The following is a 23,108-nucleotide window of genomic DNA, read 5'->3' on the forward strand; positions in this document are numbered from 1 at the left end:
TACAGTATCCGGTATGCTTTGTCGATGATTTTCCCGGCACTTTTCCCCTTATGCGTATTCTGCACACTTCGGACTGGCACCTCGGCCAGCACTTTATTGGCCGCAGCAGGCAGGCTGAGCATCAGGCCTTTTTAACCTGGCTGGTGCAGCAGGTAACTGAGCTTAATATTGATGCCATTATCGTAGCAGGTGACATTTTCGACACCGCTACACCGCCTAGTTACGCCCGTGAACTCTATAACCAGTTTATTGTTGAGCTGCAGGGCAGCGGTTGTCAGTTGGTTGTTCTGGGGGGAAACCATGATGCTGCTGCAGTGCTGAATGAAAGCAAAAACCTGCTGCAGTATTTAAACACCAGAGTAGTTGCCAGCAGCAGTGATGATCTGGCCCGGCAGTTGGTTGTGCTGCATAATCAGCAAAAACAGCCCGCCGCGTTGTTATGCGCTATACCTTTTTTGCGTGCGCGTGACTTGCTGCAAAGCCAGAGCGGCCAAAGCGCCCGCGACAAACAACTTAGCCTGCAACAGGCTATAGCGCAGCATTACCAGCAGCTTTATACTCTGGCGCAACAATACAACGCTGAGCAACAACTGCAGTTACCTATTATCATGACCGGCCACTTGACCACCGTGGGTGTTAGCACCTCGGAATCGGTGCGTGACATATACATCGGCACGCTGGAAGCCTTCCCGGCGGATGCATTTCCGCCGGCCGATTATATTGCGCTTGGTCATATTCATCAGAGCCAGCAGCTAAAAGCTGCTACCGACATCCGTTACAGCGGCTCGCCGATAGCACTGAGCTTTGATGAGGCCAAAGCACAAAAGCAGTTATGGCTGCTGGAACTTAGCGCAGCAGAAAAAACCGTTACCAGCCTGCCGGTGCCTTGTTTTCAGCCCTTGTGTAGTATTAAAACCAATCTTGCCGATGTGGCGCTAAACGTGCAGCAGGCACTGCAGGGCATTTCTGAGGGCAACACCTTGTGGCTGGAGCTGGTGATCAGCGAAACGGATGCCTATCTGACAGATTTACAGCAAAGGGTTGAACAAATATTGCAGGATTTACCCGTGCAGTTGCTGCGCTTACGCCGCCAGCGTAGCAGCCAGGCGGCTGGTTTAACTGCACCGGTGCAGCAAAGTTTATCTGAATTAACACCAGAGCAGGTATGGCAAACCCGGCTACAAACCGAAGCGCTGAGCGATGATCAACAACAGCAACTGACTACGCTGCACCGCCAAGTGTTGGCTAAAGTGACAGGCACAGCATGAAAATTTTGTCAGTAAGGCTGCAAAACCTAAACTCTCTACGCGGCGAGTGGCTGATAGACTTTCGCCAGCCGCCTTTTAACCAGAGCAATATTTTTGCTATTACCGGCCCTACCGGTGCCGGTAAAACTACCATACTGGATGCTATTTGTCTGGCGTTGTACCACGAAACGCCGCGGTTAAGCACCTCTGCTACCAATAATGAACTAATGACACGCCATACCAGCGAGTGTCTGGCTGAAGTTGAATTTGAAGTAGCCGGAACAGGCTACCGGGCGTTCTGGAGCCAGCGCCGTGCCCGTGGGCAGAGTGATGGCAAGCTACAGGCTGCTAAAACTGAACTGGCGAAACTGGACGGCACCATTCTGGCAGAAAAAACCAGCGACAAACTGCGCCTGGTTACCGACATCACCGGGCTGGATTTTGGCCGCTTTACCAAATCTATGTTGCTGGCGCAGGGTGGTTTTGCCGCTTTTCTTAATGCCAATGCCAATGAGCGGGCTGAATTGCTTGAAGAGCTTACCGGCACCGATATATACGGCCGTATTTCACAACAGGTATTTAATGACTGCCGTGAACACAAAAGTGAGCTGGATCTGCTGCAGGCCAGAGCTGGTGCGGTAGAGCTGCTTAGCGAAGAACAACAACAGGCACTCAGTAGCGAGCTTTCAGCGTTAAAAACCGCACTTACCGGACAGCAGCAGGTAGTAGCGCAGCAACGTAAAGTGCTGGCCTGGCGCGAGCAACTTAATAGCGCAAAGCAAGAACTGCAGCATGCAGAGCAGGAAGTGCAGCAAGCACAAGCCGCCAACGCCGTACACCAGAATGAGCTGGCCCGGCTAAGTGCTTATCAGCCCGCCAGTAAATTGTTGCCTTTGTATACTGCTATGCAACAACTACAGGGGCAACAACAGCAGTACCAGCAACAGCAGGCGGCACTGGTGCAGCAATTAACCGCTGGCGGCCAGCAACAGGCTAATTTGCTGTGGCAGGGGTTGCAGTTCCTGAAACAACAGCAACAGAGTTTTGCCCGACAGGCACAGCAGCTTACAGAACAACAGCAGCATACCCGGCAACAGCAACTGACGCTGACAACGCAGTTGGCCGGGCTTGGCAGCCAGTTGCAAGAGTTGGACAACGCATTAAGCGGTATCGGGCCAGATAGCCTGCGCCAGCAGCAACAACAGCGTCGCGAACAGCAATACCAACTGCAACAATTGCAGCAAAAATTACAACAGCAAGGCAAGCTGCAGCAAAAAAGCACAGAATTACAGCAGCAATTAAGCCATTCCGCTGAGGCACTAACACCGGTAACTACGCAGTTAGTCATGCTGCGACAGCAATACAAAACGCTGGCAGAGCAGATCAATGACAAAAAGCAGCTACTGGCTCAGCAGCAGTTGATTATGCAACTGTCCGAGCACCGTTCCCGGTTACAACCGGAGCAGCCTTGCCCGCTGTGTGGTGCAACAGAGCACCCTGCTGTTGCTGAATATCAACAGCTTAACAGCTCTGCTGCCGAACAGCAGTTGCTGGCAAAAGAAGCGGAGCTTAGCCAGACACAACGTCAGGGCGAGCAGCTTAACAAGCGTGAATCAGCGTTGCAGGCAGAGCAACAACATGTAACCCGGCAACTTGCACAACTGAATACCGAGCTGGCAGAGCTAAAAGCTGAAATTAGCCGGCAGGCTGAGGACAGTTCGCTGGTAACGGTTAATACCCGGCTTGACGCTATTGCGGCAGAATTGAGTAAAAACGAGCAACAGCTGCATCACCTGGAACAACTGCAACAGCAGCGTCAGCAAGTGAAGGAGCAACAGCAGCAGCTTGAAAAGCAAATAACGGATAATCAGCACCAACTGCAATTATGGCAGCAGCAGGCGCTGCGTTTAGATGAACAGCAGGCAGAGCTGGCAGAGCAGCAAGAACACTGGCAACAGCAATGGCTGGCAATGCAAACCGAACCTGTATCAGAACAAACCACAGTAACTGAGCTGGCTACCGTAACAGCGGCTTTGCAGCAGTTACAACAGCAAATGCAGCAGTGGCAGGGCCAGCAGCAGGTGTTGCAGCGCCAACAGACGGGTGCAGCTGCAGAGTTGCAGCAGGCAATTCTGCAATGGCAACAAGTGCTGGCGGGTAGTACTTTTGCTGACGAAGCGGCATTTAAAGCTGCGTTGCTCAGCGAAGCCGAGCTCAGTGCCCTGCAGCAATTGCAACAGCGTTTACAGCAAAACGAAATCGCCGCCAACCGGCTGCAGGCCGACTGGCAGCAACGGCTGCAGCTTATTGCGCAGCAGCAGTTGTCGGTGTTATCCGCAGCCGAACTGAGTAGTGTGTTACAGCAGCAAGAAGCACAAGCGCAGCAAATGACCGAACAACTAGGGCAGTTGCAACAGCAACTTAATAGTGATGCCCGGCGCCGCGACAGCCAGCAGCAATTGCTGCAGGATATTGCCGGCAAACAGCAGCAGTATGAATACTGGCAACGGCTGAACAGTTTAATTGGTTCAGCAGATGGTGCCAGGTACCGGCGTTTTGCCCAGGGGTTAACCCTGCAGCAACTGATTATGCTGGCTAACCGCCAGTTGGCTTTGTTACATAACCGCTATCAACTGGCCCGTCACGCCGATGCTGAGCTGGAGTTGGTGGTACTGGACACCTGGCAGGCCGACAGTTTACGCGATACCAAAACGTTGTCGGGGGGCGAGAGTTTTCTGGTCAGTCTGGCCTTGGCGTTGGCATTGTCAGATTTGGTCAGCAGTAAAACCCGCATTGACTCGTTGTTTCTTGATGAGGGCTTTGGCACCCTGGACGCTGACACGCTGGACGCAGCTTTAAATGCGCTGGATAACCTTAACGCCAGTGGCAAGATGATTGGCATTATCAGCCATGTAGAAGCGTTAAAAGAACGGATCGCAGTACAGATAAAAGTAGAAAAACAACAGGGGCTAGGCTACAGCCAAATTCGTGTGGTCAGTTAAGTTGCATAAAACAGCCCGCCAACAGGCGGGCGTAGTAATTAAAACGAGTACACCAGAGTCAGAGACGTTTGGGTATCGGTACTTTTCTTACCCACCGGTACGTCGGAGTCATTTTGTACCAGAAAGGCGGCTTTCATCTGCAGTGAGCCATTAATTTTGGCCAGCAATGAGGTTTCTGCGATAGAGCGGGTATTGTCGTCACCGTATTCTACGCTTAATGTCTGGGCGAAACTGGCTGATTCACTGATTGTCCATTTAAACGACGCCGCGCCGCGCACAATCAGGCCATTTTCGGTTTCACCGGTAGAGCGTTTGCCAGTGAAATAACCCGGACCTATTTCCATGTCCAGTGATTTGTCTTCAGCGTTATATACTCTGGTGCCATAACCGACAGCCAGTGTGGTGTATTCGGTATAAGCACCAAATTCGTCATCCGTATAAGAACCAAAAGCAAACAGCTTGTCGAATTCGCTTTCCAGTTTGTAGGCGGTTTTCGCCGAGATCATATAACGCTCTGCCGACTTCTCCGTTACTTTGTCGCCGTCGGCATTGGTTTTTTCATCTTCTTTAAAAAAAGCGCTGAAAATATACTGGTTGCTCCATTGTTCCAGCTCCTGCTTAGCGTCAATTTTACCGGTAATAGAAGTACCAACGGTGTTGCCTGAGGTGGTAATGGCACCCAACTCAGCAGAGGTGGTCCATACTTTACCGGTAGCTGCTGCATCATGTGCCTGAGCCTGCACACCGCCTGCTACCGCCAGTGCCAGAATTGAAAAATACTTCATACTTACTCCTGCTTGTCTTTTTTGATATGAACATCCATTTGCGGGAATGGAATGCCGATACCTTGCTCATCGAAACTCAGTTTTACTTTTTCCAGTGTGTCCCAGTATACGCCCCAATAATCGGCCGAGTTGACCCAGGGCCTTACGTTAAGGTTAACTGAAGAGTCAGCCAGTGCTGCCACTTTCACTGTAGCGGCTGGTTGTTGCAGCACCCGCGTATCATTTTTCAGAATATCTTCCAGTATCTGCTTGGCTTTGCGTAAATCAGAGTCGTAGCTGATGCCAATGACCAGATCAACCCGGCGGGTTGCTTCAGCTGAGAAGTTAGTTATAGCGCCTCCGGTTATTTTGGCGTTAGGCACAATAACCTTTTTGTTGTCTGGTGTTTTCATCAGGGTTTGAAAAATCTCAATTTTATCTACAGTGCCGGTAATGCCGCCTGCATCGATAAAATCGCCGGATTTAAACGGCCGGAACAGAATAATCAAAATACCGGAAGCAAAGTTTGCCAAAGACCCCTGTAATGCCAAACCCACTGCTAAGCCAGCAGCGCCTAAAATGGCGATAAAGGATGTAGTTTGCACACCAACTTGCGATAACGCCATCAACACGGTAGCAATCAGAATAATGGCGTAAATCAGGCTTGCGATAAACGCGACGACGGCTTTGTCTACCGAGCGTGCCACAAGCGTTCTTTCGATAAAGCGTGAAACAGCTTTTGCTACCATGCGGCCAATATAAAAAATGAAAAGTGCAGCAAGAAGCTGCAGCACAATGTGTAGCGAATAGCCGAGCAAAAACTCGTGATTATCCTCCAATAACTTGGTTATTTGTTCCATAACGCTCTCCGGTAGCACAGGTAAGATGGCAAAACATTGAAAGGATACCACAGAATAAAAGCGGGCTAAATGAAAACGACAACAAGCTGTTAACTGATTTACCGCCTGAAAAGACTTGGTGTTGAAAAAAAACTTAGTTAGAATAAGCGCCCGCAACGGTGACTGTAGCTCAGTTGGTAGAGCCCCGGATTGTGATTCCGGTTGTCGTGGGTTCGATCCCCATCAGTCACCCCAATTTTTCTCCCGCTGCTAAGCTTGTATCACTATGTTATTAACTACCGGCTTGCCCGCTATGACCGATTTGTCTGCTTTACAGCACCATCTTACCCAGCCGGGCCTGGCACCGGTTGAAAGCTGGAACCCGCCGTTTTGCGGTGATATTCCGCTGCATATTGATGCTCAAGGCCAGTGGTTTTATCAGCAAAGCCTGATCCAGCGCCCGGCTTTGGTGAAACTTTTTGCTTCGGTATTAATTTGCCAGCACGGCGAGCACTTTTTGCAGACGCCGGTAGAGAAAGTACGCATCAGTGTCGCAGATGCCCCATTTTTAATTACCGACTGGCAGTGGACAGATACCGCAACCGGCCCGGCATTGTTACTGACCACTAACCTGGAGCACCAGTTGCTGCTAAGTGCGGAGTATCCAATGATGGTCAGGCCGGATCCGCAGCAGCAATTATTGCCCTACATTCAGTTATGGCGTGGTTTGCAGGCTAAGCTTAGCCGTAATGTGTATTATCAGCTTAGCAGCCATGCCTGGCCGGTGTATTGCAATGGCCAACAACATTTCCAGTTAAAAAGCGCCGGTTATCCTTACACTTTTGCTATTGTTTAAGCCTGCACTGGTCGGTTAAAACCGTCCAACTGTCTCAAGCTGGTTGTTCATTGCTACGGTAATGCTATCACTGAAGCGCAACTACTATTAAAAGGCACTAATAATATGAATAAAACGCCCCTTGCTATATTTATCAGCACCTTATGTATCAGCCCGATCGCCAGCGCCGCTACATTGATCCACGCTGGCACGCTTATTACTGCTGAAGATAAAAAAGTACATAGTAATCATACTATTGTGATAGAGCAGGACAAAATTACCGCTATCGAAGCCGGTTTTCGCAACCCTACTGCGGCAGATCAGGTTATTGATCTGCGCCAGCATACGGTTATGCCGGGTTTAATGGATATGCATACGCATTTTTACAGTCAGTTCAGCCCGACGGTGTACAGCGAAGGCTTTACTATGAATGAAGCAGACTATGCTCTGCGTGGCGCAACATTTGCCGAAAAAACCTTAATGGCGGGTTTCACCACAGTACGCGAGCTGGGTGATAATCATCAGATCAGCAATGCGTTGAAAAAAGCGATTGCCAAAGGCTATGTTAAAGGGCCACGTATTTTTGCTGCCGGTAAATCAATTGCTACCACCGGCGGCCATGCCGATCCAACCAATGGTGTGGCTTACGCATTAATGGGCGATCCCGGCCCGAAAGAAGGCGTAGTTAATGGCGCAGATGAAGCACGCAAAGCAGTGCGTCAGCGTTATAAAGAAGGCTCGGATCTGATTAAAATTACTGCGACAGGTGGTGTGTTAAGCGTTGCGAAAAGCGGCAGTAACCCACAATTTACCGATGAAGAACTGACGGCTATCGTCAGCACAGCCAACGACTACGGTATGAAAGTCGCAGTACATGCACATGGTAAAGAAGGTATGGATCGGGCCATTAAAGCCGGGGTACATTCTATTGAGCATGGTACTTACATGGATAAAAACACCATGGCGATGATGCGTAAGCAAGGAACCTACTTTGTGCCAACCATCAGTGCCGGTAAATGGGCAGCCGAAAAAGCAGCTATTGCAGGCTTTTTCCCTGAGCTGGTACGGCCCAAGGCTGCAACTATCGGCGCTAAAATTCAGCAAACCTTTGCCGAGGCATATAAAGCCGGAGTGAAAATTGCTTTTGGCACCGATGCCGGAGTGTATGAACACGGAGAAAACTGGCGCGAGTTTATTTATATGACAGAAGCCGGTATGCCGATGCTGGAAGCTATTCACAGCGCCACCATTGAAGGCGCGCGTTTACTTGGTGTAGCAGATGAACTGGGTAGTATTAAAGCCGGCAAAATTGCCGATATTATTGCAGTACCGGGTGATCCGCTGCAGGATGTACACCAAATGGGCAAGGTAAGCTTTGTGATGAAAGCCGGTCAGATATACCGGCAGTAGAGTTGCGCACAGCCATTAAAATGCCAGCCGGCTTAGCCCGGCTGGAAGCGCTGCAACAGGGCGGCAGTATCTGCCAGAATAAAATCTTTTAAGTCTTGCTCCGCTTTTAGTCTTATTTCATCCTGCTGGCGGGTAAGGGCTTTATCCTGCTCTTTGCGGGCTTTGTGGGTTGGCATATCTTTAACCACCTGATACATCTGGTGCAAGCCAGGATAAGTAATAACCGGATCAGGTTGGCGCTGAGGCACCAGATGATCCAACAATACCCACAGCCGTAACGCGCCTTCTGATAGTTCACACTGTTGTTCCAGCATGGCTTTACAAATCAGCGTAATGCTGTCGCGCAGGTGCTGTTCTTTTGCGTTCTTTTGTTGCTGTTGTTGCCGGTTTTGCTGTTGCAACTGCCACAGCAGGCTGCCGGCATAAAACGCCAGCGCTGCTACGATCAGGCTGCCAACAATTATTACCGCTACCAGAGTACTGCTCAATGTTAGTCCTCGTCGCCCAGTAAATCTTTACGCCAGTCTTTACTCTCAAAAGCTGCCAGAGGCTCAACAATATCATCTTCTTCGTCTTCTGTTAAACCGAGCTGCTGCAATAGTTGCTCCAGGCGTGCTGTCTTAGCGTTAAAGTATTTAGCGTCTTTACCTGTCAGCACTTCATTGTTTTCAACCCGTTCCAGCAGTTGCTGCAAATGGCTGTCATTTTCAATTAATGCCAGTTCCTGCTCCGCAGTTAATTCTACCGCTTTTACTTTTGCTAAGCTGGCTTTGGGTTGTAGCAGTGGCTGGATCACAACCGGCTGCTCAGCTACAGGCACCAGAGCTATGGGGGTTTTGCTGCCAATACGCTTGTCTTTTTTGGTACCGCCTTTAGCCGCTTCAGCTGTTTTCACCGGCGCAATATTGTTGCGGCTGCCAGATTTAAGGCCTGCTCCCTTTTTTTTGGTTTCTTCTCTGGGCTCGCGGGTTTTGCGGGCATCTTCCGCAGACAGATGGCGTAAGCCATTAGGGCCGGCGGAACGGGTTTTTTTCTGACGAGTCATGTTTGTTACCTGTAAAAAAGGGCGCACATTTTAACCAGTTTTGCACTGAAACACTAATGCTTTATGCGCTGTAGAATAACCACATCTTTATCAGCAAAGTTCAGGCTAAAACCATCGCGTTGGGCTAGGTAAGTAAAAGTGGATTCAGAAAAAAAACTAACGTGGGTTGGGTCCAGCTTGTAGTGCCAGTCAGCAAAAGCAGCGGCTGTGGTATAGCGTTTGGTCATAATCGCCAGAGTACCGTGCGGTTTGAGTAAACTAAGCCACAGTGCCCATTCGGCAGCGGGCTGCGAAAAATGCTCTATTGCTTCGCTACAGCTGATAAAGTCGTATTTTTGCTGTAATGCTGTGTTGTCAGCTGCAAAATAAGGGTCCCATACCGACATCTGCTGGCCAGCTTCGCTTAGCATCCTGGCCAGCAACGGGCCGGGGCCGCAGCCAAAATCCAGCCCGTTAAGCCCTGTAGCCGGTAAAGCAGCCAGCAGCGGGCCGGCCAGACGCTGTAAAAAGCAGCGATAACCTGCGTCGTTGATATCATTATTGTGCAGCTGATATTGCGCCAGTTCATCTTCGGCAGACAACAGGCTGGCACGATCGGCAAATACCAGCTGACATTGCTGGCACTGGTAGTAACAACGGCGTTTATCTTGATGAAATAAGCCACAGTGCAGGTGTAAGCACAGCGGGCATGCGGTGTCGGGCATAATTGCTATTGCTGAATTCAAAATAAAAGAAAAGGCGATAAGATCACTTATCGCCCTGGATATGCTTGTGTCAAATGGACACTTCTCTCATTCGCTGTCATCATCCTGATGTTGCTGCAACGCCCTGTCAGTGTGTTCCCTTTGTTATTTTGGCTTTCCGTACCAATTATTTATTCTTTACGATCATCCTGATACTTTCGTAATCATCCCTGAGCGTGAATCACGCAGCACATCATCCAGATGTGTTTACTAAGGCACCGCGCACTTTCGTACTGGTACAACCCCTTCCTTGCGACGAATCCCTGTTTTTTTCAGTTACAAAATGTAACAGGTGGTAATTTACTCTGATCTGCTAATATGGCAAGACATTGCTGCAAAAAAAACCACAATTTTCTTTTGGATTTAAAGTATAGAGATTATTTTCAATGACTTAGTGTTGATTTACTAAATTTGAAAAGTTCCCTAAAATTACAATGCAGGCGTTTTTCCTACAGCATTTGTAAGATATATCTCACAAATTTCGGCTGTGTAAATAGCAAAAACCGGCGGTGAACGCCGGTTTTTTTGCGATTATCTGCGTAAAATTGGGTAATTAATGCAAGCCGCCAAGGTACTGCGACAGTACGTCGATATCATCGTCAGTTAATTTTTTCGCGATATCCTGCATCATACCGTTAAGGTCATTGGAACGCTGTCCACTGCGGAATTCCTGCAGAGTGGTTTTTAAATAAGTAGCATTTTGAAATGATATCTTCGGGAAGCCGCCCAAACTGTTGCCCGAACCACGTGGGCCATGGCAGGCAATACAGGCTGCAATGCCGCGATCTGCGTCACCACCGCGATAAAGTTGTTCGCCGCGGGCAATCACATTTTCCGGAGTCGTACCCGACTTCATTTTTTGCGACGCAAAGTAGGCTGCCAGATCTTTCATGTCCTGATCAGACAGCGATGCGACCATACCAAACATAATACTGTTGTTACGCCCTTGTTTGCCGCCGGTTTCCATGCCTTGTTTGTACTGGCGCAACTGCTTATACAGATAAGGCGCATGTTGTCCGGCAATTTTCGGATACATATCAACCGGGCTGTTGCCATCGGGGCCATGACAGGCCGCACAGGTTGCCGATTTAGCTTTACCTGCTTCGGCATCACCGTCAAATGCATGGGCTGTTCCGATTAGACCGAATAACAGCGTCAGTGGAAGTAGAAGTTTTTTCATTTTTTATCCGTCTCTGTCCGCATTAAACCGCCAGCATACTGGCAACCAAGAGTAATAACCTTAATTTTTATGCCTATTTTACACGAAACTGCCCAAAGTAAAATCCCATACAGCGCGCAAAAGCTTCTGCCGATCTGCCAGATCCGCTACAATGGCATCAAATTATTCGCCGGAGAAGGCTGTGTACAAGTCAAAAATCAATTATCAGCAAACTACTTTTTTAACCAGTGCGCCTGATATCAAAGCATTACCAGCAGACGAAGGCATTGAAGTTGCCTTTGCCGGCCGTTCAAATGCCGGTAAGTCCAGTGCGTTAAATACGCTGACGCGGCAAAATAGTTTGGCCCGCACCAGTAAAACCCCTGGCCGTACCCAGTTGATTAATACCTTCAGCCTGGATGGGCAGCGCCGGTTAATTGATTTGCCTGGGTATGGTTTTGCCAAGGTGCCACTGGCGGTAAAAGAAAAATGGCAAAAATCTCTTGCCGAATACCTGATGAAGCGCACCAGTTTAAAAGGTTTGGTGGTGCTGATGGATATCCGTCATCCGTTAAAAGATTTGGATCAGGATCTTATTCACTGGGCAGTGGAAAGTAAGCTACCGGTGCTTATTCTGCTAACCAAAGCCGATAAACTGGGGCCGGGGGCAAGAAAGAAAACATTGCTTGAGGTGCGTGAAGCAACACTGGCATTTATGGGCGATATCACGGTGCATGCATTCAGTTCGCTGAATAAACTCGGGCTGCCAGAGTTAGAGCAAGTATTGGACCTGTGGTACGGCGCGGCTGCAGATAGTGAAAGTACAATGTAGTAGCTTGCAGACATAAAAAAACCGACACTCGGAAGTGTCGGTCATAGCAAACGGGGAGAAGCTATAATTTCAAATCAACAGGGTGTCTTATCGCTAAGACAACTTCATTATACAGCAAATCTTTATTGTTTGAAGTATTTGCTCTAAAAAATCTAATAAATTTTCATTTTAGCGGGTGTGCCGTTACTCAGTAACCAGATTGATGTGCTGGTATTATGAACATATAGTAGCAGGCTTGCTGGTTTTTCAGGCAAAAAAAACGCCCCACTGTAAGCAGTGGGGCGGCTAAATAAGCCTACTTTCATTCGCTGGAGCGCTAAAGCTCTGGCACTGAAAGATAGAACATCTTACCTCTGTACCCTACGCATCAAATTTTAACCAGCCAGCTTAATAAAGCAAGTTCTTTTTGTAATAAAACTACAAAAACTGCTTGTTTTTCGTTCTTATTACCATTTTTGGTAATTTAATTACCTTTTGTGCAGTGCTAAGCATAAAAAAGCCCCGCTAGGTGGCGGGGCTAAAAAGTGTACACAGGAGAGATGAATAACTTAACTATAACGTCAGACAGGCGCTGACATAATTAGTTCAATATTAATGTGCTTCGTCCCAATTATCTCCGTCGCCTGCCTCTGCCAGCAGCGGCACATCCAGCGTTGCGGCCGTTGCCATCAGCTTAACTAACTGCTGCTTTGTCTGGTCAACTTTGTCGGCGTCCACTTCAAATACTAACTCGTCGTGTACCTGCATGATCATGGCGGCAGCGGGCTGTTTTTGCTGTTGCAGCCAGTTATCTACCACTATCATGGCTTTTTTTATAATGTCGGCAGCGGTGCCCTGCATGGGAGCGTTAATTGCTGCACGCTCTGCACCTTTACGCCGGGCCATATTCTGCGCATTAATTTCTGGCAGATATAAACGCCGGCCAAACAGGGTTTCAACATAGCCCTGCTCATGGGCTTGCTTGCGGGTACGCTCCATATAATTAAGTACGCCGGGAAAGCGCTCAAAGTACCGATCAACGTACTGTTGTGCTTCTGAGCGGCTGACGCCAAGTTGTTTGGCTAAACCAAATGCTGACATACCGTAAATCAGGCCAAAGTTAACGGCTTTGGCACTGCGGCGTTGATCTGGAGTGACATCGTCCAGTTTAACGCCAAAAACTTCTGCTGCTGTAGCACGGTGAATATCACGACCCTGGGCAAAAGCATCCAGCAGGGCCCGATCCTGTGACAGATGCGCCATAATACGCAGCTCAATTTGGGAGTAATCCACGGCAACAATTTTTTTGCCTTCAGAGGCAATAAACGCCTGCCGGATACGCCGGCCTTCTTCAGTGCGAATGGGGATATTTTGCAGGTTAGGATCGGTTGAACTTAAACGACCTGTTGCTGCAACCGCCTGATGATACGAGGTGTGTACCCTGCCTGTTGCCGGGTTCTGCATTTTCGGCAGTTTGTCGGTATAAGTAGATTTAAGCTTACTTAAACCGCGGTGTTCGGTAATCAGTTTGGGGAATTCATATTCCAGCGCCAGTTCTGCCAATACGTCTTCAGCGGTAGAGGGGGTGCCGGTTGGGGTCTTTTTCAGCACTGGCAGTTTCATCTGCTCAAACAGAATTTCCTGCAACTGTTTGGGCGATGCCAGGTTAAACGGTTTACCTGCCTGCTCGTAAGCCAGTTGTTCCAGTTCAGCAATACGGCTGGCCAGTTGCTCACTTTGTACTGCCAGTAACTTGCTGTCTATCAGTACGCCATGGCGTTCAATCCGCGATAAAATATCTACCAGCGGCATTTCAATATCCTGCAATACGCTAACCAGGCCGTTATCACGCTGTAGTTGCGGCCAAAGTGTCTGGTGCAGCTGTAGGGTAACATCGGCATCTTCTGCGGCATACCGGGCGGCTTTTTCCAGTTCTATCTGGTTAAACGTCAGTTGCTTAGCACCTTTGCCTGCAATATCTGCAAAGCTGATGGTTTTACGGCCTAAATACTTTAGAGCCAGGCTATCCATATCATGGCGCGAGGCTACTGAGTTCAGTACATAGGATTCAAGCATTGTATCAAAGCGCACACCTTGTAGCTTAATGCCGTAGCGCGCCAGTACACTTTGATCATACTTCAGGTTCTGGCCGACTTTGGCTTTGCTGTTGTCTTCCAGCCAGGGTTGAAGCTGTACCAGCACCCAGTCGCGGCTTAACTGCTCTGGAGCGCCGATATAATCATGTGCTACCGGCACATACCAGGCTTCACCTGCTGCAGTAGCAACGGATAACCCAACAAGTTCAGCCTGCATATAGTCCAGGCTGGTGGTTTCAGTATCAAAAGCAACCAGTTCGCAACGGTTCAGTTGTTGCAACATGCTGTTGAAGGCAGCTTCGTCCAGCACCGTGAGGTAGCCGTCAGCTTCCGGGTTACCTGCATCGGTGGCGCTGTCGGTATCATCGCTGCTGGCAAACATATCCGCTTGTGCAGCTTCGGTTTGCGGCTTGGCTGCTACCGGTTCATTGCTTAGCACTTCACTTAGCCAGCGGCGAAACTCACACTGCTTATATAACTCGGCCAGTTGCCCGTTATCGGCAGTTTTAATCATTAAGTCTGTGAGCTGATAAGGCAAATCAACATCGGTTTTTATCGTTGCCAACTGATAAGATAATTCCAGTTGTTCACGGAATTCTTCTAACTTTGCTTTCATGGTTTTGGCGCCACGAAAACTTAACTCAGCTACCTGATCCAGTTGCTGATAAATCTGTGTAATTGAGCCCAGCCCCTGCAATAATGCGGCAGCGGTTTTTTCACCTACACCAGGCAAGCCCGGAATGTTATCCACTTTGTCGCCCATCAGCGCCAGATAATCAATAATCAGCTCAGGGCCGACACCAAACTTGTCTGTAACGCCCTGCGGGTCAAGCAGGGTGTTGGTCATGGTATTAATTAACGTGACATGCTCATCTACCAACTGCGCCATATCTTTATCGCCGGTAGAGATCAGCGTATGGCGGCCTTGTGCGCTGGCCTGGCGTGCCAGAGTACCAATAACATCGTCGGCCTCCACACCACTAATACACAACAGCGGCAACCCCATAGCTTCTATAATACGGTGTAACGGTTCGATCTGGCTGCGCAGGTCATCTGGCATCGGGGGGCGGTGTGCTTTGTATTCACTGTACATTTCGTTACGAAAAGTGGGGCCTTTAGCGTCAAATACCACTGCCATTTGCGAGGGTTGATACTGGCGCAGCAAACTTTTCAGCATATTAACTACGCCATAAATAGCGCCGGTGGCTTCGCCGCGCGAGTTAGTTAAATGTGGTGGTGAATGATAAGCACGGAACAAATAAGACGAGCCATCGACCAGGATCAGCGGAGTGCCGGAGATAGAAACCATGGGTAGTAATATCCTGCAGAAATAAAGTTATAGCATGCCACAGCACGTGCTGTGCTGCCAGTAATACGGTGTTGGGCTGCTGGGTGATAAGCTGTGGATAACTTTGTGCAAAACATAGCTGAACGAACCATAGCCTTTTATAAGGCATAGTTTAGTTTTATTTTAATGCTTTGTTTTATAAAGAAAAAATGGTGCTTGTTGCAGCGCCCATATTACTATTTTCTAATTTTTATTTTGTGGAAAAGCTTTTCCATGTTAACCCAGCACTTCACAAAGCTGCAGAAGAAATCGCGAATTACCGGCCGGATAGACTACCACAAACCTGGCGGATTCAAAGCAAAAACATTAAATAATTTAGCTTTAAAAGAATGTCTGCAAGGAACAAAAAAGCATATAGCAGATCCGCCAATATTTGTTGCAGATCTGGCGACAGACTGGTAATAACAACTTACTTTGTTGCGCATTTATAACTGCAGCCATGTTGGGGCTTCCCCTTGCTGTAGCTTGGGGGCTATAATGCCTCAAATTTTGTGCGGCTTTTACCACAGGAACCCAGTAGATGAAAAAATTAACTCTCGCTTTCGCCTTGTTGTTAACAACAGTGAGTGTCAATGCCAGTTCGGATGCGGATAAAGAAGCGCTGGCTAAACGTCTTGCTCCTGTTGGTCAGGTTTATGTAGCCGGAGCTGCCGCTGCATCTGACGCTGGCCCATCTGGCCCGCGCAGTGGTGAAAAAGTATACCAGACTGCCTGTTTTGCCTGTCATGGCACCGGCGCACTGGATGCACCGAAAAAAGATGATGCCGCCTGGAAAGCACGTATGGAGCAAGGCTTCGATGTTATGCTTAAGCATGCCATTGAAGGCATTCGTAATATGCCGGCCCGCGGTACCTGTGCCGATTGTTCGGATGATGAAATTGCTGCTGCTATTAAGTTTATGACCGACGGCGTATAACATTATATTGCTACACTAAGGCCGCTTGATGCGGCCTTAGTTGTTTTTATCTGCGCAGAAAACAAATTAGCCTAAGCAATTGTTAATTAGTAGCGGTTCGGCTCTTCCATGTGGTTAAACTTTGTGCATAATGAGTCGGTCAAAAATAAAATTGGCCACCTGCAACTGGCCATATAAGAATCGTATCTGCGTTGGAGGGATCAACTACACTGAATAAACGTTTACGTCAGGCTGAAATCAGGCTGCGGCGCCTTAGGTTATTAGCGCAGCGCTATAAGCAAGCCTATATCATTCAGGGCGCATTACTGCAGCTATCTGAACTGGCCAGTACTATCAGTGATATGCGGGAGTTTTATCCGGCTATTCACAAGATGGTATCTGAGCTGTTGCACGCAGAAAATTTCTATGTTGTTTTCTATAACAGCGCTACCGAACAATATTTACCACAGTATTTTTCTGATGAAAAAGATCAACAGATTATTGCACAGGTACCCTCAAGTGCCTTCTCAACCGGTTTAACCGGTTATGTTGCCCGTAGTGGCAAAGCGTTAATGTGCGATAGCCAGCAGTTTGAGCAACTCGTGCTTAACGGCCACATTCAGGCACAGGGCTCACCCTGCGCGCACTGGTTGGGCATCCCCTTGTGCCGTGGCGGGCAGGTTATTGGTGTAATGGCTATTCAGTCGTATAACGCTGAGCATTTATATACCGAGGCCGATCTGGCATTGTTCAGCAATATTGGTGGCCACACTATTACTGCGCTGGACAGAGTAAAAAGCCGCGAACTGCTTGAAGACACCGTGCGCCAGCGCACACAGCAACTGCAAAGCATTAATCAGTCATTGCAAAAAGAAATAAAAGAACGCACCAGTGCTGAACAACTGCAGGTGGCGTTGTACCGTATTTCTGAGCTCACTGCCAGCAGTAGTGATATGAACAGTTTTTATCGCGCAGTGCACCAGGTGCTGTCTGGTTTGATGCACGCCGATAACTGTTATATTGCCTTGCTTAACAATGAAAAAACTAAACTCACCTTCCCGTTTTATATTGACCAGTATTCGCCACCGGCGCGTGAGCGGCCGCTAAGCCGTGGTTTTACCGAGTATGTAATACGCTGTGCCGACGTAAAACTGATTAACGCCGATACCGCCGAAAAACTGGTTGCCGACGGTGAAATATGCCGTGGTGTAAACGGCCTGGCTTCTGCTATGCGCTACTCTACCAGTTGGCTGGGGGCGCCGCTGATGCTGGATAAACAGGTTATTGGTGTTATTGCCCTGCAGTCTTATGAAAAAAGTTATTGTTATTCAGAGGCTGAGCTGAATATTCTGCGCTTTGTATCGCAGCATATTGCGGTAGCGATTCATCGTAAGCAAACAACCGAACAGCAAAAGCGCCACCAGGAAGAGCTGGAGCGCAAAGTATTTGAAAGCACCCGCGAGCTGCGTCAAACCAATCTGTTTTTACGGCTGCAGGTGGAAGAGCGGAAAAAAGCTGAACAAAAGTTGTTTTACGAAGCCAACCATGATGCCTTAACCGGGCTGGCTAACCGGCAGATGTTTTTGCAGCAACTCAAACAACAATTTGCGCTGAGTAAACGCCAGTCGCAGTTGAAAACAGCTTTGCTGTTTATTGATCTGGACCGTTTTAAGCTAATTAACGACACCTTGGGGCATCATATTGGGGATGCATTTCTGGTTGAGGTAAGTAAGCGCCTGCAAACCATAGTACGTGAGCATGATCTGGTTGCGCGCCTGGGTGGGGACGAATTTGTGGTACTGCTCACCAGCCTGGTTGATGAAGTGGATGCTGAAGAAGTAGCCGAGCGCATTATTGAAATGATTCGCCAGCCATTTCTATTACATGGTCAGCAGGTGCACTCTGGCGGCAGTGTTGGCATTGCCTATTTTAGCCATGAACACAGCAAAGCAGAAGCTCTGCTGCGGGACGCTGATGCTGCTATGTACCAGGCCAAATCGATGGGCCGTAACCGCTTTGTCATTTTTAATGAAACTATGCGCGAGCAAATGCTGCAGGCCCTTAGTACCGAGCAGGTGATGATGCAGGCGTTAGAGCAACAGCAGTTCACTGCCGTATATGAGCCGGTGTTGTGTGGCCAGGCACGTAATTTAATGGGCTATGAGTTGCATGCACAGTGGCAGCATCCGCAACTGGGCACCCAGTATAATTTTTGCCAGCATGCGGCCCAGGTAGGTATTTTACCGCAAATTGAACAACTGCTGTTGCAACAGGCTTGCCGCCAGCTAATGCTAAGTGAAGCCAGCGCTGGTTTGCTGACTGTGCGCCTTAGTGTGCAGCATCTGCAACAACATGACTTGTATGATGCATTAAAGCGGCAACTGGCAGGGGTAGCAGAATTACACCGCTTGTGTCTGGCGTTTTCAGAAGCTGACTTACTGCAAAGTGGCAATGCCGCAACAGTGCAGCATAATTTGCAGCAATTAAAACAGCAGGGTGTGCGATTGGCGCTGCACAACTTTGCTGCCGACATGGCACCACTGAGTTTATTGCTGCAGCAGCAGTTTGATTTTGTCAAACTGGATGCGGCTTTTTGCCGCCAACTGGTACGCAGCGAACAAAAACGCCAGTTACTGCAAATGCTGCAGTCGCTGGCGCTGAGTTATAAGTTCCGCTTACTGGCCGATGGGGTTGATAACGCCGATTTACTCAACCTGCTGCTGGCCGAAGGTTGCTGCTTTATGCAGGGAAAATATGTGGCTGAGTTGCTATCGGCGCAGGAGTTAAGTACAACACCGTCAGTTGTTTTTCAGCATCTGGCGTAAGCGTTCAATATGCGCCAGGCCGGTTTGCTGGCGCTGTTCGGCAGTTTTTACCGGGGCGGCGCTTTGCCATTCTAAATCGTCCTGCGGTAATTCATATAAAAACCGGCTTGGCTCGGGCCGTACAACTTCGCCAAACTGGCGCCGCTCTTTGGCGTAGGTAAAGAAAAGCTCGCGCTGGGCGCGGGTAATGCCCACATACGCCAGCCGGCGTTCTTCCTCAACGTTATCTTCGTCTATGCTGACCTGATGCGGCAAAATACCTTCTTCCATGCCCACCATAAACACGTAAGGAAACTCTAACCCTTTAGAGGCATGCAGCGTAAGCAACTGTACCTGATCAGCGTTATCTTCCTGTTCCTGACGCTCCATCATATCGCGCAGCGTCAGGCGGGTTACTACCTCGGGTAGTGTCATCGGCTCGTCGTCATCTTTGCCTTGCAGCATTTCGCTGATCCAGCGGTATAGCTCATTAACGTTTTTCAGCGCCATTTCGGCCGCTTTGGGGCTGGTGCTGGTTTCAAACAGCCAGGCTTCGTAGTGGCTCTGGCGAATTAAATCACGTATCGCTTCGGCCGGATCGGCGCGCTGCACATTGTCGGCAATGCCAGTAATCCACTGGGCAAATTGTTTCACTGCATTATGCGCTCTGGCCGATAAGTGCATCGACAACTCACTGTCGCAGCAAGCCTCAAATAAACTGACTTGTTTTTCATTGGCCAGGTTACCTATATGCTGCAAGGTAGCCGCGCCAATTTCACGCCGTGGCACATTAATAATGCGTAGCAGGGCGTTATCGTCGTTCTGGTTTACCACTAAACGCAAATATGCCATTACGTCTTTAATTTCACTGCGTGAAAAAAACGAGGTACCGCCGGAAATTTTGTACGGAATGCGGTTGGTCATCAGCGCTTTTTCAAATAAACGTGACTGATGGTTACCGCGGTACAATAAGGCGTAGTCGCGGTATTGGCTGCGGTTAATAAAGCGGTGTGAAATAATCTCGGCCACTACTTTTTCCGCTTCGTCTTCCTCATGTTTACAGGGGATCACTTTTAGCGGCACGCCGTAACCGTTTTCGCTAAACAGCTGTTTTTCAAACTCGTGTGGATTGTTGGCAATTAAAATATTGGCGGCTTTTAAAATACGTTCGGCCGAGCGGTAATTTTGCTCCAGCTTAATCACATTTAAATTGGGAAAATCGGTTTTTAACAACACCAGATTTTGTGGCCGTGCGCCGCGCCAGGAGTAAATAGACTGGTCATCATCGCCTACTACAGTAAAACGCTGGCGCTCACCTACCAGCCATTTCACCAGTTGGTACTGGCTGGTGTTGGTATCCTGATATTCATCCACCAACAAGTACTGAATTTTTTGCTGCCACTTTTGCCGTACCTCCGGGTTATGGGTGAATAGCAAAGTGGGCATTAAAATTAAATCGTCAAAATCCAGCGCATTGTAAGCAGTTAGCTGCTGGGTGTACTGCTGGTAATAATTAGCAAAGCTGATGCTTTGCGCATCCTGTGCTTGAGCAATGGCTTTGGCAGGCAGTGTTAGCTCGTTTTTCCAGCTACTAATCCGGCTTTGCAGTGCGCGCAGTATGTCTTTATCGCCCTGAATATCGTTTTCGCTCAACTCCTTTAACAGCGCCATACTGTCCTGATCGTCAAACAGGGTAAAATTGGCTTTATAGCCGATATGGCGGTATTCCTTTTTCAGAATTTCCAGCCCCAGGGTGTGGAAGGTAGAAATAGTCAGGCCGCGGGTAGCGGTTTTCGGTAGCTGATGGTTAATGCGCTCGCGCATTTCGCGGGCGGCTTTATTGGTAAAGGTAACCGCAGCAATATGCCTGGCCGGCATGTCGCATTCCTGGATCAGGTAGGCAATTTTATTAATAATTACCCGGGTTTTACCACTACCGGCACCGGCCAGCACCAGGCAAGGCCCGGAGATAAATTTAACGGCAGCATTTTGTTGCGGATTTAACTTCATTCACTCACCCTTACACTAAGGCTGGCATTGTAACGAAATTTGCCGCTAAATAGCATTCGTGATTACGGTTTTGGTCTGTAGAATAAGGCTTACGGTTCAGCATAAGATCGCAAGTTACTGATGCGATACAGGAGAGTAGCATGATAGACCCGAAAAAAATTGAAGATATTGCCAAGCAAATCGGCAACGCCATTCCACCACAACTACGCCAGTTTGCCGACGACGTTGAAACCAAGGTAAAGCAGGTACTACAAAGTAAGCTGGCTGATATGGATTTTGTCAGCCGCGAAGAGTTTGACGTACAGCGCCAGGTATTACTGCGCACCCGCGAGAAAGTAGAAAAGTTGGAACAGCAACTCGCCGCGTTACTGGCCGAGAAAACCCAGCAGTTTGACACCAAAGAACTGCCATCGTCTGATCAGCAGTAATCCTATAGTGCAATATCAGGCTGATATTGCACCATTTCCTAAAAAATATACGGCTCTTGTCAAAAGCTTTTATATCGCTGATATCTCATTTTTGTTGGTATATGATTTAAAAATTGAATATTAAAAATTAACAAATTGTTTATTTTGTGACTATATAGCACTATTATCATGGCTTTCAACGCAGAGGGATAAGCTATGGTAAAGGTACATATTTGGTTAAGGGATGAGAAGCATGTTGGCCATGCCGCACTGACTATAAGAGACGTTTATGTCAGCTTCTGGCCCGATGGTGAGGCAGGCAAAAAAGACTTGAAGATAAAAACCAGCCACCCGGGCGCTTATGTTGAAAGCCTTGAGCATGATATTGAGAATGAAGGTGGCCGCAAGCCGATTACAATTGATATTGCGAACCTTGATGAAGTGTCAATGTTGCATTATGTAAACTTCCTGCAGAACAACGTGCCTCGTTACCAGATAGCCCGCCATAATTGCTCGCATTTAGTCGTAGATGTTTTGAAAAGAGGCGCGAATAAAAAGCCGTCATTTAAACCCAATGCGGCAGAATATGCTAAAGTCGGTCGCATATTAGGTTACGGCATCTGGACTCCTGCAAACGTGATGCGCTATGCAAATGAACTGAAGTCAGCATGAAAATTATCTATCACGAAAACTACAACATCGACGTAGGTATTTTTAAATTTCTGCATCCATTTGACGGCTGCAAATCTAGTAAAGTGCACGCGGTGTTAAATGACGCAGATATCATTGCACCGCAAGGTCCTATTGCTGAAGATGCCATTCTCAGCTCGTTAAATGAGCTGCTTAAAATTCAGATCAAAGATAAAGCCGCGTTGTGCAGGGCGCTGGAAATTCCGAAAATCCCTTTTCTATCGGTTGCATGGTTGGATAGCCGAATATTGTCACCTATGCGCTGGGGCGTTGCTGGCACTTTAACTGGCAGCCGTTTAGCACTTGGCGGTGACGATGCCTGGAACCTAGCCGGCGGTTATCACCACGCCAGCCCTCACCGAATGGAAGGTTTTTGTATTTACAACGATATTGGCATTAGCTATCAGCAGCTTATTGCCAGTGGCGAGTTAACTGCAGATGACAGAATACTGATTATTGATATCGACGCCCACCATGGCAACGGCAACGCCCGAACCTTTAACGAAAACAAAAACGCCACTTTGCTGGATGTGTATAACGCCGATATCTACCCCAACGACCCGGTAAGCCGACGCAGAGTTGATATTGCAGTACCACTGCCAAGCGGCACCGGTGGTGAGTTATATCTGAATAAACTCAGTGCGGCATTAGAGCAGCTAAGCAGCGGCTATAAACTCGCTTTTGTGGTAGCCGGTACAGATGTTTTAGCGACAGACCCGCTTGGTGGTTTATCGCTTAGCGTGGCCGACGTAGCACAAAGCCATAAGCTGGTGTACCAGCGCTTAAAATCGCTGCATATTCCAATGGTGTTTTTAGGTGGTGGTGGTTATGGCAAAGATAGCGCAGTAGCGATAGTGGCCGGTGTGAAGGCTGTGTCTGGCGGCTAAAAACCAATGCCATTGATCCTATTGATTTTAGGGATAGCTATTAGTCATGCTGTCATTAACTTCTTAATATAAAGCTGCTGACAAAATTCTATATTTGAAATAAGCTTGCCCAATGA

At 48.4% G+C, this 23,108-nt stretch carries 19 protein-coding genes and 1 tRNA gene; 12 read left to right on the forward strand and 8 right to left on the reverse strand.

Annotation, left to right across the window (positions count from 1 at the left end; translation table 11 throughout):
* Positions 1-50 precede the first annotated feature (50 nt).
* Both sbcD and sbcC read left to right on the forward strand, forming a co-directional pair.
* The gene (gene sbcD / locus M2404_RS03315; protein ID WP_259238305.1) at positions 51-1,268 is read left to right on the forward strand and encodes an exonuclease subunit SbcD; all 1,218 of its coding nucleotides are present in this window, start codon (positions 51-53) and stop codon (positions 1,266-1,268) included.
* Complete coding sequence (gene sbcC / locus M2404_RS03320; RefSeq protein WP_259238306.1) at positions 1,265-4,249, forward strand: exonuclease subunit SbcC; 2,985 nt, start codon at positions 1,265-1,267, stop codon at positions 4,247-4,249. Before sbcD ends, sbcC begins: the two co-directional genes overlap by 4 nt.
* A 38-nt stretch (positions 4,250-4,287) precedes the next feature.
* On the opposite strand, the gene M2404_RS03325 is transcribed toward sbcC, so the two are convergent.
* The gene (locus tag M2404_RS03325) at positions 4,288-5,034 is read right to left on the reverse strand and encodes a DUF481 domain-containing protein (protein ID WP_259238307.1); all 747 of its coding nucleotides are present in this window, start codon (positions 5,032-5,034) and stop codon (positions 4,288-4,290) included.
* 2 nt (positions 5,035-5,036) lie between these two features.
* Positions 5,037-5,873, reverse strand: coding sequence for a mechanosensitive ion channel domain-containing protein (locus tag M2404_RS03330; protein WP_259238308.1), 837 nt, complete (start codon positions 5,871-5,873; stop codon positions 5,037-5,039).
* Positions 5,874-6,031: 158 nt separating this feature from the next.
* Here M2404_RS03330 and M2404_RS03335 point away from each other — a divergent pair.
* The 3 genes from M2404_RS03335 (at position 6,032) to M2404_RS03345 (ending at position 8,097) form a co-directional block, all read left to right on the forward strand.
* Positions 6,032-6,107 (forward strand) — tRNA-His (locus tag M2404_RS03335).
* Positions 6,108-6,138: 31 nt separating this feature from the next.
* The gene (locus M2404_RS03340) at positions 6,139-6,708 is read left to right on the forward strand and encodes a DUF1285 domain-containing protein (RefSeq protein WP_259238309.1); all 570 of its coding nucleotides are present in this window, start codon (positions 6,139-6,141) and stop codon (positions 6,706-6,708) included.
* Positions 6,709-6,813: 105 nt separating this feature from the next.
* Positions 6,814-8,097 (forward strand): metal-dependent hydrolase family protein, encoded by a 1,284-nt coding sequence (locus M2404_RS03345; RefSeq protein WP_259238310.1) that lies wholly within the window; start codon positions 6,814-6,816, stop codon positions 8,095-8,097.
* 32 nt (positions 8,098-8,129) lie between these two features.
* On the opposite strand, the gene M2404_RS03350 is transcribed toward M2404_RS03345, so the two are convergent.
* The 4 genes from M2404_RS03350 to M2404_RS03365 form a co-directional block, all read right to left on the reverse strand.
* Positions 8,130-8,585, reverse strand: a complete 456-nt coding sequence (locus tag M2404_RS03350) for a DUF2489 domain-containing protein (RefSeq protein WP_259238311.1) — start codon at positions 8,583-8,585, stop codon at positions 8,130-8,132.
* A 2-nt stretch (positions 8,586-8,587) separates the two neighbouring features.
* On the reverse strand, positions 8,588-9,142 hold the full coding sequence (gene yihI, locus M2404_RS03355; RefSeq protein WP_259238312.1) for a Der GTPase-activating protein YihI: 555 nt from the start codon (positions 9,140-9,142) through the stop codon (positions 8,588-8,590).
* A 53-nt stretch (positions 9,143-9,195) separates the two neighbouring features.
* A complete protein-coding gene (locus M2404_RS03360; RefSeq protein ID WP_259238313.1) occupies positions 9,196-9,846 on the reverse strand; it encodes a class I SAM-dependent methyltransferase in 651 nt (216 codons plus the stop codon).
* Between the two features lie 592 nt (positions 9,847-10,438).
* Positions 10,439-11,065, reverse strand: coding sequence for a c-type cytochrome (locus tag M2404_RS03365; RefSeq protein WP_259238314.1), 627 nt, complete (start codon positions 11,063-11,065; stop codon positions 10,439-10,441).
* 181 nt (positions 11,066-11,246) lie between these two features.
* Between M2404_RS03365 and yihA the strand changes: the two genes are divergently transcribed.
* On the forward strand, positions 11,247-11,876 hold the full coding sequence (yihA, locus tag M2404_RS03370) for a ribosome biogenesis GTP-binding protein YihA/YsxC (RefSeq protein WP_259238315.1): 630 nt from the start codon (positions 11,247-11,249) through the stop codon (positions 11,874-11,876).
* 591 nt (positions 11,877-12,467) lie between these two features.
* On the opposite strand, the gene polA is transcribed toward yihA, so the two are convergent.
* Entirely contained in the window at positions 12,468-15,260 is a 2,793-nt protein-coding gene (gene polA / locus M2404_RS03375) for a DNA polymerase I (protein WP_259238316.1), read from the reverse strand.
* A gap of 252 nt (positions 15,261-15,512) precedes the next feature.
* On the opposite strand from polA, the gene M2404_RS03380 reads away from it, so the two are divergent.
* The 3 genes from M2404_RS03380 (at position 15,513) to M2404_RS03390 (ending at position 19,019) form a co-directional block, all read left to right on the forward strand.
* A complete protein-coding gene (locus tag M2404_RS03380) occupies positions 15,513-15,701 on the forward strand; it encodes a hypothetical protein (RefSeq protein ID WP_259238317.1) in 189 nt (62 codons plus the stop codon).
* 118 nt (positions 15,702-15,819) lie between these two features.
* On the forward strand, positions 15,820-16,215 hold the full coding sequence (locus M2404_RS03385) for a c-type cytochrome (protein ID WP_259238318.1): 396 nt from the start codon (positions 15,820-15,822) through the stop codon (positions 16,213-16,215).
* 191 nt (positions 16,216-16,406) lie between these two features.
* The gene (locus tag M2404_RS03390) at positions 16,407-19,019 is read left to right on the forward strand and encodes a bifunctional diguanylate cyclase/phosphodiesterase (RefSeq protein ID WP_259238319.1); all 2,613 of its coding nucleotides are present in this window, start codon (positions 16,407-16,409) and stop codon (positions 19,017-19,019) included.
* Here M2404_RS03390 and rep read toward each other — a convergent pair.
* A complete protein-coding gene (gene rep, locus M2404_RS03395) occupies positions 18,993-21,008 on the reverse strand; it encodes a DNA helicase Rep (protein ID WP_259238320.1) in 2,016 nt (671 codons plus the stop codon). The genes M2404_RS03390 and rep overlap by 27 nt on opposite strands.
* Before the next feature lie 140 nt (positions 21,009-21,148).
* Between rep and ubiK the strand changes: the two genes are divergently transcribed.
* The 3 genes from ubiK (at position 21,149) to M2404_RS03410 (ending at position 22,992) form a co-directional block, all read left to right on the forward strand.
* Positions 21,149-21,436 (forward strand): ubiquinone biosynthesis accessory factor UbiK, encoded by a 288-nt coding sequence (gene ubiK, locus M2404_RS03400; RefSeq protein WP_259238321.1) that lies wholly within the window; start codon positions 21,149-21,151, stop codon positions 21,434-21,436.
* Between the two features lie 195 nt (positions 21,437-21,631).
* Positions 21,632-22,087: a hypothetical protein gene (locus M2404_RS03405; RefSeq protein WP_259238322.1), complete on the forward strand. Its 456-nt coding sequence runs from the start codon at positions 21,632-21,634 to the stop codon at positions 22,085-22,087.
* Positions 22,084-22,992 (forward strand): arginase family protein, encoded by a 909-nt coding sequence (locus tag M2404_RS03410; RefSeq protein WP_259238323.1) that lies wholly within the window; start codon positions 22,084-22,086, stop codon positions 22,990-22,992. Before M2404_RS03405 ends, M2404_RS03410 begins: the two co-directional genes overlap by 4 nt.
* The last annotated feature ends 116 nt before the right edge of the window (positions 22,993-23,108 follow it).

The organism is Rheinheimera pacifica (assembly GCF_024809855.1).
Lineage (GTDB): Bacteria > Pseudomonadota > Gammaproteobacteria > Enterobacterales > Alteromonadaceae > Alishewanella > Alishewanella pacifica_A.